General features: G+C 31.0%; 13 protein-coding genes. 1 reads left to right on the top strand and 12 read right to left on the bottom strand.

What is annotated here, in order from left to right:
* Positions 1-1,132 precede the first annotated feature (1,132 nt).
* Positions 1,133-3,190, top strand: a complete 2,058-nt coding sequence (locus EV196_RS13450; RefSeq protein WP_132218292.1) for a right-handed parallel beta-helix repeat-containing protein — start codon at positions 1,133-1,135, stop codon at positions 3,188-3,190.
* An 11-nt stretch (positions 3,191-3,201) separates the two neighbouring features.
* Here the strand turns inward: EV196_RS13450 and asnB are convergent, their stop codons facing one another.
* The 12 genes from asnB to EV196_RS13390 all read right to left on the bottom strand — a co-directional run bounded on the left by asnB (position 3,202) and on the right by EV196_RS13390 (position 17,545).
* Positions 3,202-5,094: an asparagine synthase (glutamine-hydrolyzing) gene (asnB, locus tag EV196_RS13445; RefSeq protein WP_132218291.1), complete on the bottom strand. Its 1,893-nt coding sequence runs from the start codon at positions 5,092-5,094 to the stop codon at positions 3,202-3,204.
* Between the two features lie 2 nt (positions 5,095-5,096).
* Positions 5,097-6,260 carry a glycosyltransferase family 1 protein gene (locus tag EV196_RS13440; RefSeq protein WP_132218290.1) on the bottom strand — a complete coding sequence of 388 codons (1,164 nt, stop codon included), beginning with the start codon at positions 6,258-6,260 and terminating at the stop codon, positions 5,097-5,099.
* Positions 6,253-7,134 (bottom strand): glycosyltransferase family 2 protein, encoded by an 882-nt coding sequence (locus EV196_RS13435; protein ID WP_132218289.1) that lies wholly within the window; start codon positions 7,132-7,134, stop codon positions 6,253-6,255. The genes EV196_RS13440 and EV196_RS13435 overlap by 8 nt, the downstream gene beginning before the upstream one ends.
* 14 nt (positions 7,135-7,148) lie before the next feature.
* A complete protein-coding gene (locus EV196_RS13430; RefSeq protein WP_132218288.1) occupies positions 7,149-8,252 on the bottom strand; it encodes an EpsG family protein in 1,104 nt (367 codons plus the stop codon).
* A 14-nt stretch (positions 8,253-8,266) separates the two neighbouring features.
* The gene (locus tag EV196_RS13425; protein WP_132218287.1) at positions 8,267-8,845 is read right to left on the bottom strand and encodes an LbetaH domain-containing protein; all 579 of its coding nucleotides are present in this window, start codon (positions 8,843-8,845) and stop codon (positions 8,267-8,269) included.
* Complete coding sequence (locus EV196_RS13420) at positions 8,845-9,969, bottom strand: glycosyltransferase (protein ID WP_132218286.1); 1,125 nt, start codon at positions 9,967-9,969, stop codon at positions 8,845-8,847. Before EV196_RS13420 ends, EV196_RS13425 begins: the two co-directional genes overlap by 1 nt.
* Positions 9,970-10,130: 161 nt before the next feature.
* A complete protein-coding gene (locus EV196_RS13415; RefSeq protein ID WP_132218285.1) occupies positions 10,131-11,243 on the bottom strand; it encodes a glycosyltransferase family 4 protein in 1,113 nt (370 codons plus the stop codon).
* Entirely contained in the window at positions 11,236-12,351 is a 1,116-nt protein-coding gene (locus EV196_RS13410) for a polysaccharide pyruvyl transferase family protein (protein ID WP_132218284.1), read from the bottom strand. Before EV196_RS13410 ends, EV196_RS13415 begins: the two co-directional genes overlap by 8 nt.
* A 14-nt stretch (positions 12,352-12,365) precedes the next feature.
* Positions 12,366-13,595 (bottom strand): glycosyltransferase, encoded by a 1,230-nt coding sequence (locus EV196_RS13405; protein ID WP_132218283.1) that lies wholly within the window; start codon positions 13,593-13,595, stop codon positions 12,366-12,368.
* Between the two features lie 22 nt (positions 13,596-13,617).
* Positions 13,618-15,141, bottom strand: a complete 1,524-nt coding sequence (locus tag EV196_RS13400; RefSeq protein WP_165876171.1) for a lipopolysaccharide biosynthesis protein — start codon at positions 15,139-15,141, stop codon at positions 13,618-13,620.
* A gap of 27 nt (positions 15,142-15,168) precedes the next feature.
* Positions 15,169-16,458, bottom strand: a complete 1,290-nt coding sequence (locus tag EV196_RS13395) for a nucleotide sugar dehydrogenase (protein WP_132218281.1) — start codon at positions 16,456-16,458, stop codon at positions 15,169-15,171.
* 88 nt (positions 16,459-16,546) lie between these two features.
* Complete coding sequence (locus EV196_RS13390) at positions 16,547-17,545, bottom strand: SDR family oxidoreductase (protein ID WP_132218280.1); 999 nt, start codon at positions 17,543-17,545, stop codon at positions 16,547-16,549.
* Positions 17,546-17,761: the final 216 nt, after the last annotated feature.

The following is a 17,761-nucleotide window of genomic DNA, read 5'->3' as shown; positions in this document are numbered from 1 at the left end:
ATGAAAAAAGTTATGGGTTTGTATGTTTTTTGGTTTTTTTTGACATTATTGTAATATCTGTAATATCTGTATGTTTTGGTGTTTTTGCATTTTTAACACCAGCATACATCATCTATGACGCATCTATGGCGTTGCGTGCAAGGAGCTAGGTATTAAGTTGTGATAAATATGTTTTAACTGCCTTCCATTTCAATAGTTTGAATTTAGATCTCTATCATGTTTTTATGTGGAGGCAGGTGGGGACATAGAAGATTTTAAAGATTAAATTATAAGCCAATATGTTCTTAGTGTAGCTTTTTATTAAGGCGAGTTGCCTAACGACATGCCCATTTCTAAAAAAACTATGTACCCAAACGACCGTTTTTCTTAATTCTGACTTAGTTTTGTTAAAGCAATTTAATTGTTATAAAGTATATTAAAGTTTATTTGTTGGATTATAAGTACTGTTTAGAATTTTATGAAACACGATAACTAATTAAATATATCAATAATTATGAAAAGCTAAAAAACAAAAAAGTAAACCGTGTTTAAGCGACACTTAAACTTAAATTATTTATGTATCAATATTGTATTTACCCCAAAGACATTTCCATTATTTTAGGAAAGAGTATTTCTCATTCTAGTAATTTAGTACGAATTATTAAGCAAGCCTATGTTGTTACTTCCCCTAGGCCTATTACTATAAAAAAGTTTTGTGGTTATATGGATTTTCCATTTGATGATATCTTTCATATGATTAATGGTAAGACTTCTCGAACGACATCATGATTGTATTAAATTTTTTTTATTTTTTAGAAAATTATTTCTAATTTTTTTATACACTTTTTGTTTGTAATTAGCTTGCTAGTAAGTTATTATAAGTTATTAACATATACCTTTATATGTTATTTTTTATAATATTTTTGCACCGAAAAAATAAATTTATGACTTAAAAGATCTAAATCTTGCTTTCACTCGTAAATAGAGTTCATTAACATTAAAAAACAATTTATCGATACAAAACTACATTTTAACGATTTTATTTTGAAAAACAGATGATGTTTAGTCGAAAAAACCAATCACTTAAACGATAATTGTAAAACAAATTTTAATTTTGAAAACAAATAATGAATTTTTCCCAAATCGAGAACTTATGAAAATGATTATTAGACCTATGTATTTAGCACTCTTTTTAACGCTGACGTTTTTGTCGTGCAATAATGAAGAATTATCTGAAGAACTCCTTTCTGAAGTTATAGCTGATGAATCTACACCGGAAGATGTTTCAGGAACAAACGGGACTGAACTTAACACCACACCTTGCGATTTTAAATTAGACAATGTACAAGCCAATAGCACCGTTATCATTAATTGTGTTATGGATTTAGGAGGGCAAACTATTAATTTACCCGCTAATGTGACCCTTATTTATGAAGGTGGTGATATCATTAATGGGACACTTGATTTTTCAAGCAATACTACCATTTCAGGAGAATTGATGAACTCTAGTTTGACTATGACGGGTTCAAACCCTCAAGTAAAAGATCCTACATTTACTTTCGATCCAAAACGTTGGGGGATTGTTGAGGGGATTGTTTCTGATCAAATAGCTTTAAGCAACACTAACATTTTAGAAAAAATATTTTTTAGTGTAAAATCACTAGGAATCACCCAATTTAAAATTGATACTATGGACGCTTATTTTAAAGTAGACGGTCCATTGGGAGCTATAACTGGACCTGAAACATATGCTATTAACCTACCTTCAGATTTTAATTTATCAATGTCAAATAACACTCATATACGAATGCAGCCAAACGGACATTTTAGAGCGGCGCTATTGTGTATTTATGATGCTAAAAACGTTACTGTTAAAGGAGGGGTTTTACATGGAGATAGGGAAAAACATAATTATAATTCTAATTACACTGATTCTGATGGCTCAACTGGCAAGACACATGAATGGGTAGATACTATGAGAATTAAGGGTGGTCAAAATATTGTTATTGATGGTGTTGTTTTTCAAGATGCTACGGGGGATGGTTTAAATATATCAGGCATTTATCATTATTATGATTCAAGACATATTAAATCAAGTAACATAATTATTAAAAACAACAAATTTTTAAGAGCTAGAAGAACAAACCTTGTAATAACTTCTGGGGAACAAATATTTATTGAAAACAATGAACTTGCCGATGGAGGCATTGATATGACAAACTCAAAGGGAATTGCACCATCTTCAAATTTAAATTTTGAGCCTGTTAGGGCTTTTAGCTCAACAGGAACACTTATTGAATATGAAAGAGTGAGTAATATTTATATTAAAAATAATAAACAGATGGTCACCGACAAAGATGCTAATCCTAGAGCAGGAGGATTCCAAATTTCTCATGGAGATGGTCCTATTATTATTGAAAATAATGAAATGATAAACACAGGTGTAAGTTTTTATACAGCAAACGGAGTTATAATTCGCAATAACAATATTGTTCAGGGAGGAATTGGTGCTGGAGCAGCGGAAAATTTTGGAAGGACAGATACGGTTTATGGTAACGAAATTTATAATAATACTGTTGTAACAGAAGGTACTGCTATTACTGTTTCTGGTAATGGAACTACTATTAGAGATAATTATTTTGAAGGAGTAGTTGGAGCATCTTTTGGAGCAGGAGCAACTGAAATAACAATGGGGGTTTCCAATACAATATTTAAAGATAATAGTATTAAGGCAAAAAACAGAGCTATATCTACAATTAACACCATGAAAAATGTTTTGATAGAAAATAATGTTATTGATATGTTATCAGGCGCACCTTTTGTGATGACTCTATATAATGAATGGAGTGAAACAGTTTCATCAAACTTTATAATTAAAAATAATATATTCAAAGGGACAAAAAGTGGAACAGAAAGAGGTGCACCACCAGCCTTAATTGGAACTAACACTATAACTTTTGAGGGCAATAAAACTGGAGAAATTCAAATAACAGGTGGACGTAACATGATTTTTTCAAATAATGAGATAGAGGCTGCAATTGGACAAAATGGTGTTTTATTTTATGCTGATGCTCCAAACACTAAATTTCAATCGAATAAAATTACGACCTATCCTTCTCAAACCCCATTAAAAATAAATTGTATTAAAGTAGCTACAAATATACAGCTTTCGTCAGTTTCTTTTGAGAATCAGGAATGTATTGAAAAATAAAAAAGTTCTTTTTAATTTAAATTTTTCATGTACCATTTTTGAAAACAATAAAACGACCACACTTTAAACGTGTGGTCGTTACCATTTAAATGATCTGTTATTAAACTCTTAATGGATTCATAATTAAAAAGATGTTGTTTATTTATTAACTCTTTAGAACTATAACTTAAAAGATCCTGTTTAAGGGTATTTCTTAACCAGTCTCCTACAGGTACTCCAAATCCTGCTTTTGATTTATCTAAGAAATCTTTAGGAAATTTATCTTTAAAAGCAGCTTTTAAAATATGTTTTTTATCCCAAGCTTTTATTAAATACTCTTGAGGTAATTGATTTGTATAGTCCCATATTTTTTTATTTAAAAAAGGCGCACGACATTCTAAGGACGATAGCATACTAGTTCTATCAACCTTAACAAGCATGTCCCCCTCTAAACTCATTACTTTATCAATGGCTCTGTATTCCAATAAATTTTTAGGCGAATTGATGCCAGTAACATTTTTATAATAATCAAATGGATTCTCAATATAAAACTCTGGTAATAGATATTCAGATAGAGAATTTGCTGCAAAGCCCAAAGAAATAATATCCCAATAATGATTTCCAGAATAATCAATGGCATTTATTAAACGCTTTGCTCTAAAACGTTTCCCTCGGTTATCATCTTTTGTGTTTAATAAAGTATTTAGTGATTGCGATAATACTTTGTGTATTTCCTGTGGAACTATCTTTGTGTATTTTTGGTTGATAGCCCCCATATAATATTTATTATAGCCTCCAAATACTTCATCGCCACCGTCGCCTGTTAATGCTACTTTTACATGTTGGCTCGTTTTATTAGCTACTAAATAGGTAGGTAATGAAGAAGAGTCGGCAAAAGGTTCATCAAAATTATTTAAGATTTCATAAATATTTTCTTCCAAATTTTTTTCACTAACAATGAATTCGTGATGCTCACTATTTATCAATTTGGCAACTGTTCTAGCTTTGTCAGACTCATCAAACGATTTTTTTTCAAAACCGATGGAGAAGGTATTTATTTTAGAAGCATTCATTTGTGCTAAGCATAATGATACTATTGAAGAATCTACTCCGCCCGATAAAAATGTTCCAATGGGAACATCGGAAACAGAACGGCTTTCAACACTTTCTTGTACCAATTGTTTTACACTTTTCTTAGCGCTTTCATAAGAAATATTTTTTGTTTCAAAAGGCTTTTCTTCTTCAATTAGATTGATTGTATGTGTATGCGTCGTGCAATCATAGGTTATAAAATGATTTGGTTTTAATTTATGAATATTTTTATAAATGGTGAAAGGTGCAGGAATGTACGTTAGTTTAAAAAACAAGTTTAATCCCATCTTATCGATTTCCGGAACTGTTATATTGAGTTTTAAAATAGATTTTAACTCTGATCCCCAAATAAATATGTCATTTTTGGTTGTATAATATAAAGGTTTTTCTCCAAAAAAATCTCTGGCAATAAAGACTTTATTCAAATTTTTATCGAAAATGCTAAAGGCAAACATGCCGTCTAATTTTTTGAAAGATGTCGTACCTTGGTTTTCATATAATTTCAAAATGACTTCTGTATCACTGTGTGTTTTAAAAGTCACCCCTAGGTGAACTAACTCTTTTCTTAATATTTTATAGTTGTAAATTTCACCATTAAATATTATAACAATTTTTTTGTCATCTGAATATATGGGCTGCTTTCCTGAGCTTAAATCTATAATAGAAAGTCTACGCATGCCTAAAGCTACAGAACCATTGGTGTCACTATAAGTAAATACACCATCATCATCAGGACCTCTATGAATGATTAAATCATTCATAAGAGAAATATTGCTAATTAATTGTTTTTCAGGTTCTTGTTTGGAAGTTATAAAACCGTTAATTCCACACATATTTAGTAGTTATTTAAATAAAAAGTTTGTAGTTTTTTTGCGTTTTCAAAAATATCGTAATTATTTTTAACAATACTTTTGTAGGTATCTGTTTTACTGTTTTTTAAATTTTGTAAAACAGCATCAGCCCATTTCTTTTCAGAATTGTTAAGATCGAGAAAAGTAATGAGGTTTGTAATTTTAGCTTCTTTGGTAACCGTGTTTGATGTTACTATTGGTATTCCAGACGCTTGAGCTTCTATAAGTGTAACGGGAAGACCTTCATATAATGAAGGAAATAAAAATAAGTCAAACGATTGAATTAAAAACGGAATATTTTCTTGTAAACCTAAAAAGTGAACATTTTTGTTAATATTTAATTTTTTAGCTTCTTTTTCAATTAAAGGCATTAAATTTCCATCTCCAATGAGAACTAAATGACAGTTTTTATCCAATTCATATATTTCCTTAAAAATTTTGATTAAAAAAAAATGATTTTTTTGTTCATTAAATCGTCCAACATGACCTATCACTTTTTTACCATCTAGTTGTAAAAACGATTTAGATTCTTCAGTTTTTGAAGATGAATAAGTGAACAAAGAAGCATTTATAGCATTATTTATTACCGTAACCTTTTTTAAATTCTCTTTTCCAAACAGCCATTCTCCTGCCTTTAATCCACAAGCAAAATAGTGAGTAGCATTTTTATTTACTCTGTATTTTACTAGAGATTGTAATGTGTCTTTTATGGTTGCTACAATATCGGTATTTTTCTTTAGTAGTTTCTTGATAATAAAAGGTTCAACAGCAAGATGGCTATGAGCGATTCTTATTGGGACATCATTTTTCTTAGCAATTTTCAAAATAATACTACTTAAAGCATTAAGATGTGAGTGTATGATTTTGTATTCCTTATGTGTGTTAAAAAAAAGGTTTAATTGTTTTTTGTACAAAAAATAGTTTTTTGGACTAATAGCTGGCATTCTATATATTTTACCGCCAAGTGATAAAATTTCTTTATCGAAAGCTCCTTGATCGGGTCTATGTAACAAAAAATCAAATTGAACTTTTGTTCTATCCATGGCACGGTAATAGTTCATTATCATGGTTTCAGCACCACCTCTATTCATAATGGTTAAAACCTGTAGTATGCGTATGGGTTTAATATTTTTACTTTCTTTATTCATAAGTTTTAATATATATATATGTATAAAGTAATAGTCCAAATGGTATTGCTGTTACAGTTAAAATTTTTTTAGGAGATTCTTTAATGAAGTTACTATTCTTAGCCATTATACTACTACACACATAATGGATAGCTTTTTTAAATCTGAATAAAAATGTTGGTCCATATTGCATCTCTGCCAGTCTAGAAAAAGCAAAACCTTTAGGGTTTTTTTTATACTGTTTTAGAATATTTAGGCTAGATCCATCGGGTAGATATTCAACTATACATAAAATTTCATTTAGGGTCAATAAGGTATAATCCTGGTCTATTAGTAAATATTTATATCCTAGAGGCACAAAGCGTTCGCCTTTAAAAAGTGGATATATAGGATATTTTTTTACAATTTCTGTTCTTAAAACTAATTTTTTATCTCCAGTTACTTTATGTTTTTCGTATAAATCAATAAGGGAAGATTCTTTAATATTAGTTGGAAATGGAGTACCAATTATTTCTCCACCTTTATTTCCATCTAGTCCAACAATACCAGCATATTTGTTACTTCCATTTTCATTCCAAAAGTCTAAAATTAACTCAACAGCATTATTTGGCAAAAAATCATCCGAATCGATACATACATTAAGTTCAGTATTAATTAAACTATAAGCCGTATTATGTCCCCCATGCATACCTTGGTTTTCTTGATACTGGTATTGGATATCGATTTTATTTTCCACTATCCAAGTATTTACTAAGTTATTAGTATTGTCTGAAGAGCCATCGTCAATAATTAACCATTTAAAATCTTGTGATGTTTGTCTTACTAAACTTTCATATAAATTACCTAAACAAAAAGCTCTATTGTAGGTAGGCGTAAAAACGGTAATTGTTTTCATAGTTTGATTTAATTTTATCTTATGTAAGCATAATAAATATAATTCATAAAATAAGTGAAGCCAAAATACATTAATATGACGTTTCCAAGTATAATATACTGATATTTAAAAAATGTTTGCTTTAAAAATGGATAAACAATTACCAAAGCCATCATAAACCATGATAAATAGGCAAACCGATTGGAATAATTAGCTTTTATAACCAAAATCCAAAAGCCATTGCATATCAAATAGGTATTTAGCAACTGATAGTAAAATGTATCTTTAAACTTTTTTTTGTAAATAAAATACCAACCGGCAAATACGACAAAAGCACTATGAAACAGAAAATCCCATCTAAAACCCGTACTTGCAAATGCCTCTGCATCAGATGTTGTTAAATAGGCATTCAATCTGTCATCACCAAACCCTAAACTTGTAAATAACGTGATAAATATGCTTCCTAATAATAGACTTAAAGGGATGGATACTAACCACGCTTTGAAATACACTTTAGGATTATTATAAAAAAAGGTGGCTACATAGGCCAAAATGGGTAATAAGGCCGTTTTATGAAAAAGTATTGCTATAAAGAAAAACATGGACATGATTATTTTATTCTTGCGATAACACAATCCCCACAGAAAAATGGAAAGTGCCGCCCCATTTCGAACCCCGTTAACACCATAGGTAAAAAAAGAAAAGGATACCACAAACATTAAAAAGGCATAGTACCAATACTGATTAAAAAGATTTTTTGAAATTTTATATAATGGATAAATATAAATAAATGCACAAATTGTAAAAAACCATTGAATGTTCATGAATTGCGCCATAAATTTCATAAATACATGCCACCCATAATCGGCTTCGTTATCATTAATAGCGCCTCCCAGCGTGTATTTCTCAAAGGACTTGTTGTAATTTACTGTATCTCCAAACACGCCATCGATGGAACGTGTGCCAATATATAATATTAGAAATACGAGCAATAAATAACCTGTTACGTTTATAAAGGAAACATTTTTAGAATCGTATAAATTTAATACATAGGAATGGAATATGGTTAATAGAACAATACCCAAGCACAAATTCATATAAACATCCGAATAGTCTTTTGGAGAAATAAAATCAAACATATTAAGATACAATTTTAATTTTCAATGCGTTTTCCATCTTTTTTTATAATTTTTGCAGGATTGCCAACCACCACACAATTATCTGGAATGCTTTTGGTTACCACCGCACCAGCCCCTATGCTGCAATGGTTTCCAATGGTAATGCCACCAATAATAATGGCTCCTGTGTATATGTTTACGTTATTGCCTATGGTGGGTCTTTTACCGTTTATTTCACCTATGGTCACCAAATGGTTTACATAAAAATTTTCACCAATGCTATCGGCATTCAAAATAGTACAATAAGGATGGCCCGTTAAAATACCTCCCTTAATTTTTGTTGTGATATCTATAGTAAAACGGTTCTCTTTTCTACAATAAAAATTTAATATGTGTTTATAAAGATTGTTTAACCTAAAATAAAATATAGTTCTAAAATCAGTGGCATGTGTTAAGAAATACAATAACAATCCGGTTTTGGATTTGTTTATTTTTTTCGCTTCTGCCCAACGTTCCAAATCTTGGTCTATTAATGCCCTATTTTTACTGCGCTTGTACAGTATGATGTGGGGCAGGAGCAGCACTTGGTATATGACGTATAAGAATGATTTCATTATTTACAGGTTTTAAGTGCTTTAAACATGTTTGTCCAAATTTCCATTACGGGCTCTATGCGATACTTAGTAGCGTTTAATCGTGCATTGGTACCCCATAGTTTGCGCTCGTGCGTGTTCGACAAGGTTTTTAAAATTGCTTCGGCAAAAGTTTCAACCTCTTGCATGTTAATTAAAAGGCCAGTACCTTTATCAACTATGTTTTTGGGTCCATGTGGACAATCAAAAGCAATGATGGGCAAGCCACATGCTTGTGCCTCTAATAACACCAAAGGAAAGCATTCATTATCAGAACTCATTACAAAAAGCGACGAATGAAGCATTTTATTCTGTATGTGGTTTGTTGCCCCTTTTAAAATCACCGTTTCCGTTAGTTTTTTATCCTCAATTTTTTTCTGCAACCCTGCCACATAGCTAGCTTCACCTTCACCATAAATATGCAATTGCAACGTATTGTTTTTTTTGTGAACGATTTCCCAAATATCTATTAACAAATCATAACGCTTTACAGGTGCAATTCTACCTGCTGAAATAACCACGTTGCTATCTAATTTAGAAACAGTTTCTGGATAAAACGTTAATGGGTTGGGAATGGTTATGGTATTTTTGGATTTATAGTACAAAGCTTCATCAGGATTTAAAACCACCAGTTTATTGTATTTCGTTTCAACAAAATCGGCAAATTTAAAAAATAGCCTTTTAAACATACTTGAAGCATTTTGTCGTTTATCAATTTCGATAAATTTTGAGTAGTGAAATTCCTTGACTTTAGGAATATGCCTTAAAACAAACGCTATGAAATAAGTATCCACACTATGGCTACAAACTACTACTACATCGGGATTCATTTTTTTTAAAGTTGTTTTAACTTTAAGTATGTGATTTGGTATTTTTAATAAGTTTTTAGGATGAAAATAGGATTGTGTTCTGTGATAATTGATGTTTAAATCGGTAAATTGGATGTTTGGATGAAAGTTATAGCATGGTTTTTTATTTTGCTGCTCGGTGGTGATGATTTGAACCGTATTTTCCTGTTGGGACGCTAAAAAATTTGCCTTGATGGATAGAACACGTTCAATGCCACCATGAAGATACACTTGGTCTATAATGAAAACGATTTTCATATGGGTTTGGTATTGGGTTGAACGTTAAAACCTTGCAATGTCATTATCTTTTATTTTAGTTTTTATAACTTTAACCGCAAATTACACGAATTAACTGATAAGCCTCTGTTTAACAATGTGTTTCCCATTCTTCTATTAAAAAAATTACGGCCTTATACTTTTCAAGAGGGGCTATCTACCAGTAATTGTTTGAATAGTTTATCCCATTGCGGAACAATGTGTTCTGGTTGGTACCGTTTTACGTTTAGTCTTGCTTTTTTACCCATGTTTCTTCTTAATTCTTGATTTTCTATCAGTTCGCAAATTTTTTCAGTAAACCTAGGGATGTCGCCATTGGGCACCAAAAATCCGTCCTCGCCATCGGCAATGATATCGGAAGGTCCATAAGGGCAATTAAACGAGACACAGGGCACACCAAACGCCATAGCTTCGGTAAGCACCATACCGAAACCTTCATAGCGAGAAGCCATGGTATATATGGAAGCTCTCTTGTATTTTTCGCCAATATTTTTTTCAGGTAAAAAAAAAGTCACCTTATCACCGATTCCCAATTTACTTGCCAATGCCAATAGGCCTTCACTTTTTTCAATAGTGCCGTAAATTTCAAGTTTCCAATTCGGAAATTTGTCGGTAACCAATTTCCAACTTTGTAACAAGCGGTCGAATCCTTTTTGGTGACAATGCTTGCCTACTGCAATGACTTTTTTGTTTTCAACATTTGAAAACTCGGTAGGATAGAAGGATAAAGGATTGGATATGACCTGTACATTGCTTAAAGGCCACTCGTTTAAATTGCCCTTAGTTAACACGATGAACTTATTATATTTTTTAGCACCAAAATCCATAAGGGTAAAAATGCCTTTTAATTTTATTTTTTGGAGCCATGATATTTTGTCTGTTTTAATTTCAATATTTTTTGACACATGGCGCTCATAAACCATGGGGCAGGGTTTGTTTAGAAACCAAGGTAAAAATAGACCTTTAAGGCCATCGTCGCATACTGAAATAACATCGGGTTTAATCTTTTTAATCACTTTTTTGATGCCCTTCTTATACGTTAAAAAGTAATTAAGTTTAACCCCTTTTGTTGTGATGTCGTGGTATATTAATTTATTACTAAACTGATAAAAAAGGGATTTAGTCCCTTGGTTAAGGGTGACAATATGCACCTCGTAATTTAGCTTTTCGGCTAAATAAGATGCCTTTATAGACAAGACACGTTCTAAACCGCCTGAGCCACATATTTGATTGGTTATGTACAGTAATTTAGCCATGAGTTTTTAGTGCATTTTTTAAGAATTGTGTAGAGGTTTCAATTAAAGAATCTAAACATTTTTGAACATATTTAAAATCTATATTATTGAATTTATGATTTTTAACCATGTCTTCGTTTTGTATGAGGAGTTGGTTCTGCCCAATGGATGCTAATAAATCGCGCATACGAGTATTTATTTTATCGTGTCTATTAAATACCACAAATTCTTTTTTAAATATTATAGAAAATGCCACAGCATGAAAGGAATTTGAAATTACGAATTCTGCATTTTTAACTAAAGATAAAAATTTTATAGGTCCTTCTAAAAAGTAATTCCTGTCTGCATAGTTGATAAGTTCATTTACTGTGATAATCTTCCAGCCATATTCCGTTTTGCACTTTTTAGCCATTATTTTTATAAGGGGGTTAGAATCAAAATCATAAATAAAAACATATTTTTCCGATTCTTTATCCACATTGATTAATTCACTCCAAGTTTCAGATTCTAATAAAAAAACGGGATCTAGAACCTGAGTCACACTTGTAATTCCTAACTCATTCAGTATTTTTTTTCCTGATGATTCCCTTACAGATATATGGTTCAAACGGGATACTTTTTCTTTGACAAATGCTTTTATATTTTGCTCCAATTCGTCTATCGCAAAACTTGCGGCATAAGATATTTTAAGTTTATTATCTGGTACAAAATCTAAATAAAAAGCAGGGTCTTTACCATTTTCAAAAAACGAATTCCAAATTTGGTCGCTACCACATATATAGGCATCTGCACTAGGAATATTTGATTTTAAATTTTCGTTTGATTTATAAAGTGTTTTAGTACTTTTTATGTGATTCAATGAAAATTCATCAAACTTTTTTTTTCTTTTTAAATTAATTAATCTTTTAGGTAATTTTAATATAATGTATATTAATTTAAATATAATATTTTTGCTAAAAAATTCATTGTTTATATCGTTTAGTTTGAAATGTTTGCTCAAATAAGGAGGTTTATAATGTATTGTTTCAGCTTCATGTCCTAAAGTTTTCAAATATATTAGTAAGGCATATTCTTGCAAGCTTGCACCATAATTATAAACTTCGTGACATGTAATAGTTTTTATTTTCATAGGTGGTTAACTTTCTATTTCTCTAAATCTAAAATTCCTTCAATCACAGCAATTTCACTTTCATTACTAGCGGATTCAGTTGTAAGTTGTTTTATGATATTCTTTTTTAAAACTTCATTTGCAATGTATTTTTCTATACCTTCTGCCAATGAAAGAGGATTCATTTCTGTTATAATACCATTTTTATAATTTGTTAATTGATCATAGACTACATTAAAATTGGTAGCAACTATGGGTTTATTTAATATTCTTGCTTCAGCCAATGCTATTCCAAAACCTTCAAATCGAGATGGTTGACAATAAATATCACATTCTTTAATAAAAGGATAAGGGTTTGAATAGGTTCCAATAAACAAAAATTCATCCTGAACGTCTTCTTCTTTGATAAGCACCTCTAAATCAGATTTTAAAGGACCTTCTCCTATAGCATACCATTTTAAATTTATTTTCTTATTTTTCAAAATGGCACATGCCTTAATAGCTAAGTCATAGCCTTTTGGGTGTACAATTCTTCCAATAGTTAAAATGCGAGTTCCATCAAATGTATCAGAGAATCCACTGTTAATTGATTCAGACATTTTCTTTATAATACCTCCAGAAATTATATTATAAACAATTAATGCTTTGTATTTTTGACTGGGATGTGCTTCTAAGAATATTTCTTCACCTTTAGGTGAAATATTCACAATTTTATCGAATATCTCATAGAATTTTGCGTCGAATTTTGGATTGTACCCAGCCTTTTTATAATCAGTATTAATCCAAGTATATTTGCTATTTGCACTTACTTTTTTGGTAACAAAATACGTTGGTAAGCCTTGAGTAAAAGCTACTGCTACATCATAATGTTTGTGTAAACTCGTAAAGTTAGATTTGTTAAAAAACCAGCTAAGTTGGGCTGGATGTAATTTCATTGATTTGAATATTGAAGCTAAAAAAATATAAAACCTAGAAAATATTGCACTATAGGCTCTGATAATATAAAATTTCATTTTCACCCTATTGTCTACATCATGTTTATCTCCTGATAAGAATCTATAATAATCAGGAACTTTCAACCTATTTATGCTTTTAGGAATAAGTTCTTCGTATAGCCCTCCTTTTTTAAAAGTTAATAAGTCAATATTATATTTTTTATTGTTTAAATGATTTAGTATCGTAGCCAAATCTTTTTCGGCACCACCAGACCCCAAAGAATCAATAACAAATAATACTTTTTTCTTATTTAGAGTATTTAATTTCATATTGTTAAAATAAATTCATTAATCATTTATTATATTTTTTTAATTTTATGAATATAGGGTCAAGTAGTTGTTTTTCTGAATCACGCATCCCTAATACATATAATATTCCAATGTAAGTTACTGTATAAACAAAGCCTTTAACAACAAAACTCATCCAATTATATCCTGGCACGAAGTTGATAATAAAGCCAATTACTGCTATAATTAATAACGCAAAACCAGTTTTATGAAAGATTTCTTTAAAAAATCTTAGTATATTCAAATTAATTTTTTTATAGTAGTAATAGTTCATGATGTTTTGTACAAGCATCCAGCCAAAAACAGTCCCACTTATCATCCCTATTGCATTATATTTTTTAGCCAAAACACCTCCTGTAAAAGCTCCAATAATCATAAAAGACAAATATATTTTAGCTTTAAAAGCAAGTTTGTTTTTTGCTTCTAAAATTAAATTAGCAAATGATTGTATTAAAGGTACGGTGTATGCTATCATAATTATTAAAGCAATGAGCCATATTTCATGAGTGCCTTGTACACCTAATTCACTACCTACCCATAAAAACACAAATTCATTACCATATAATAAAAATGCAATAAAAATATACATTAGTACAATAAAGGAAAGTCGTCCAATTTTTATCATTACATCGGTCAATTCCTCTGCTGATGCATTATTTACTGTCATTTGTGTGGCTCTAGGTAAAAATAAACTTGAAATGGCTGTTGAAAAAGCACCATAATAGGTCCCTAAAGTAATTCCAAGCCCATATATGGTCAATACCTCGGGGGTTGCAATTCTACCCAGTACCCAATGCCCTGCTTTCCATTGAAACATGGCTACTAAGCCAAATACAAATATCCATAGTGAGTAGCCAAAAATTTGTTTTATATACTTTATTTCAAACTCATGCAATTTAAATCGTACTTTAAGCTTATAAAAAACATAATAAATTTCTATACATAAAAAAACAGCATTGTAAACCGTATCTATGACTACTAATGCTATCGCTTTTCCTCCTAAGGTTAGAACCCCGATAACTGTTATGGTTCTTAGAATATATCTTATTAGATTTACCGACTTAGGAAATACAAACACTTCATATCCATAGCAAATACCTGTAAAACTGCCACCTGGTAAGCCTATGGCAATATTGAATATTAAGAGAATAAATATGGTTTTTGCAATTTGTATCTCTTCTGCATTCATTTTGGTAAAATAGGAGTCTATATATCCATAAAAAATGAAACCAAAAATGAAAACCATGGCCGATATAACTGTATAAATCAGCATGGTGGTCGCTAAAAAATTTTCTTCTCCCTTTCGGTCATTTTCCGCTCTGTATTTGGCGACAAAACGAACAATAGTGTTATTGAGACCTAAATCTAGGACAGATATGGTTCCTACTAAAGCTCCAATTGTGATGTAAATACCATATTCGGAATTACCAACATGATTTAATATAAATGGTGTTATAAAAAGCCCTACTACATTTGTTAAGAAAATAGTGGTATAATTTAGTAACGCTCCTTTTTTTAGCTGGCTCACATTAATTTAATTAAGTTGTTTTGTAAGTTACAATCTACCATCCACATAAATTTTTAAAATCCCTTTTACATCATACAAAATCCCATTTGGTTTTAATAACGCTTTAAGATCAATATTTAAAAATTCGTTATGTGCTACGGTTAATACTATGGCATCAAATTTTCCTTCCACAGGCTTAGGGTGACGATTGGTGGTTATTAAGCCGTACTCGTGTTTTACCTCTTCGGGGTTTGCCCAAGGATCGTAAATAGTAACATCGGTACCATAACTTTTTAATTGCTTGATAACATCCACCGCTTTGGTATTTCGTACATCGGGGCAGTTTTCCTTAAAGGTGATGCCCAAATTTAGAATTTTAGCACCTTTAATGCGTATGTCATTCTGTACCATTAATTTAATAATTTCAGATGCTACATATTGCCCCATACTATCGTTTACACGACGACCTGCAAGAATAATCTCAGGATGATAACCCACTTCTTGGGCTTTTTGAGCCAAATAATACGGATCGACACCAATACAATGTCCGCCCACTAAACCGGGTTTAAAGGGTAGGAAATTCCATTTGGTACCAGCCGCTTCTAAAACGGCATGGGTATCAATATTCATTAAATTAAAAATTTTCGCCAATTCGTTTACAAAGGCAATATTGATATCGCGTTGTGAATTTTCAATCACTTTTGCTGCTTCTGCTACTTTAATAGTAGGAGCGAGGTGCGTGCCCGCCGTAATAACACTAGCATATAAATCGTTTACTTTTGTACCAATTTCTGGTGTGGAACCTGCTGTTACTTTTAATATTTTATCAACAGTATGTAATTTATCCCCTGGATTGATACGCTCTGGGGAATACCCGGCATAAAAATCTTGATTAAATTTTAATCCACTTATTTTTTCAAGTACAGGTACGCATTCATCTTCAGTAACGCCTGGATAAACGGTAGATTCATAAATAACGATATCCCCTTTTTTTAAAACCTTGGCAACGGTTTCACTGGACTTGTATAATGGTGTTAAATCTGGTCTGTTGTTTTTATCAATAGGCGTAGGGACCGTAACAATATAATAATTACAATCTTTAATAGCTTCTAGGTTTGAAGAACAAAACAATCCGATATCATCACTCAAATTAGTTTTTAAAACAGATTGTAAAACAGCTTCTTCAACCTCTAGGGTTACATCTTTACCAGATTGTAATTCGTTTATTCTTTTTTGGTTAATGTCAAACCCTACAACATTATATTTTGTTGCAAAAAGTCTGGCAAGGGGTAAACCCACATAGCCTAAACCTATAATTGCTATTTTAATATCTTTCATTTTTGATTTTCGATTTTTTGATTTAAGATTAACGAATTGTGATTTGGAATGATGGTTGTTTTAAACTTTGCAATCTCATAACCTCGTCTTATTTTAAATGTTCCCAGTACCACTTAACGGCTTCTTTTAAACCAGCATTGATATTATATTTAGGATTATAATTTAATAATTGTTTTGCTTTGTCTATAGAGGCCAATGAATGAGGAATATCTCCAATTCTGTTGTCTCGATGTTTTATGTCAATATCAGCAATTGCGTTATCAAACTCTGATAAATACTCTTTTAATAAGGTAGCAAGTTCCAATAAAGTAGTTCTTTCTCCATACGCCACATTATATACAGTATTTAATGCTTCTTTATTCGTTGTAGTTAGAGCATTCATATTCATTTGCACCACATTGTCAATATAAGTGAAGTCTCTAGAGTAACTCCCATCCCCATTGATAATTGGCGATTCATGACTAATAAACTGTTGCACAAATTTAGGTATAACAGCAGCATAAGCACCATCTGGATCTTGTCTTTTTCCAAAAACATTGAAATACCGAAGGCCTATCGTATCAAAATTATAAGTAGCATGAAAAATTTCAGCATATAACTCATTCACATATTTTGTGATGGCATAAGGTGAAAGTGGTTTTCCTATAATGTGTTCTACCTTAGGTAAAGCTTCATGATCGCCATAAGTTGAAGAACTTGCGGCATAAACAAATCGTTTAACGCCAGCATCTCTAGCAGCCACCAACATATTTAAAAACCCAGACACATTCACATCGTTGGTAGTAATCGGGTCGTTTATAGATCGCGGTACCGACCCTAAAGCCGCTTGATGCAACACATAATCTATATGGTTACATGCTTTTTTACAATCTTCCAGATTTCTTATGTCTCCTTTAATAAGTGTAAATAGGCTGTTTTTAAGAAAAGGTTCTATGTTATCTATTTTTCCTGTGGAAAAATTATCTAAGCAAACCACTTTTATGTTGTTCCTTAATAAAGTTTCGCAAAGATTGGAACCAATAAAACCTGCTCCTCCAGTAACAAGAATACTTTTATTGTTTAATATTTTTAATTGATGATCCGTCATTTTTGGATTTAGTATGATTAATAGCTTAGCAAATATTGTGATTTTTTTTTAACATATATTAACTATTATGCTAATGTCATGATTTATCCGATGAAATTCAAATGCATATGAATCAGACTAATGAATTAACAAAATGAATAGAGCATTATTGATAATATGATTTTTTTAGCATATAAAATGATATCTAAATCGATAATATGCAAAGTTTTACTATGA

The organism is Mariniflexile fucanivorans (assembly GCF_004341235.1).
Taxonomy (GTDB): domain Bacteria; phylum Bacteroidota; class Bacteroidia; order Flavobacteriales; family Flavobacteriaceae; genus Mariniflexile; species Mariniflexile fucanivorans.
The sequence above is the reverse complement of the archived record's forward strand: the minus strand, read 5'-3'. Positions and strand labels throughout refer to the sequence as shown.

Excerpts from the sequence above, each read along its gene's own strand:
- asnB (WP_132218291.1), bottom strand. The coding sequence starts at position 5,094 with ATGTGTGGAATTAACGGTTTTATAACTTCCAAACAAGAACCTGAAAAA.
- EV196_RS13405 (WP_132218283.1), bottom strand. The coding sequence starts at position 13,595 with ATGAAATTAAATACTCTAAATAAGAAAAAAGTATTATTTGTTATTGAT.
- EV196_RS13395 (WP_132218281.1), bottom strand. The coding sequence starts at position 16,458 with ATGAAAGATATTAAAATAGCAATTATAGGTTTAGGCTATGTGGGTTTA.
- EV196_RS13415 (WP_132218285.1), bottom strand. The coding sequence starts at position 11,243 with ATGGCTAAATTACTGTACATAACCAATCAAATATGTGGCTCAGGCGGT.
- EV196_RS13425 (WP_132218287.1), bottom strand. The coding sequence starts at position 8,845 with ATGAAATCATTCTTATACGTCATATACCAAGTGCTGCTCCTGCCCCAC.
- EV196_RS13390 (WP_132218280.1), bottom strand. The coding sequence starts at position 17,545 with ATGACGGATCATCAATTAAAAATATTAAACAATAAAAGTATTCTTGTT.
- EV196_RS13435 (WP_132218289.1), bottom strand. The coding sequence starts at position 7,134 with ATGAAAACAATTACCGTTTTTACGCCTACCTACAATAGAGCTTTTTGT.
- EV196_RS13450 (WP_132218292.1), top strand. The coding sequence starts at position 1,133 with ATGAAAATGATTATTAGACCTATGTATTTAGCACTCTTTTTAACGCTG.
- EV196_RS13430 (WP_132218288.1), bottom strand. The coding sequence starts at position 8,252 with ATGTTTGATTTTATTTCTCCAAAAGACTATTCGGATGTTTATATGAAT.
- EV196_RS13410 (WP_132218284.1), bottom strand. The coding sequence starts at position 12,351 with ATGAAAATAAAAACTATTACATGTCACGAAGTTTATAATTATGGTGCA.
- EV196_RS13420 (WP_132218286.1), bottom strand. The coding sequence starts at position 9,969 with ATGAAAATCGTTTTCATTATAGACCAAGTGTATCTTCATGGTGGCATT.
- EV196_RS13440 (WP_132218290.1), bottom strand. The coding sequence starts at position 6,260 with ATGAATAAAGAAAGTAAAAATATTAAACCCATACGCATACTACAGGTT.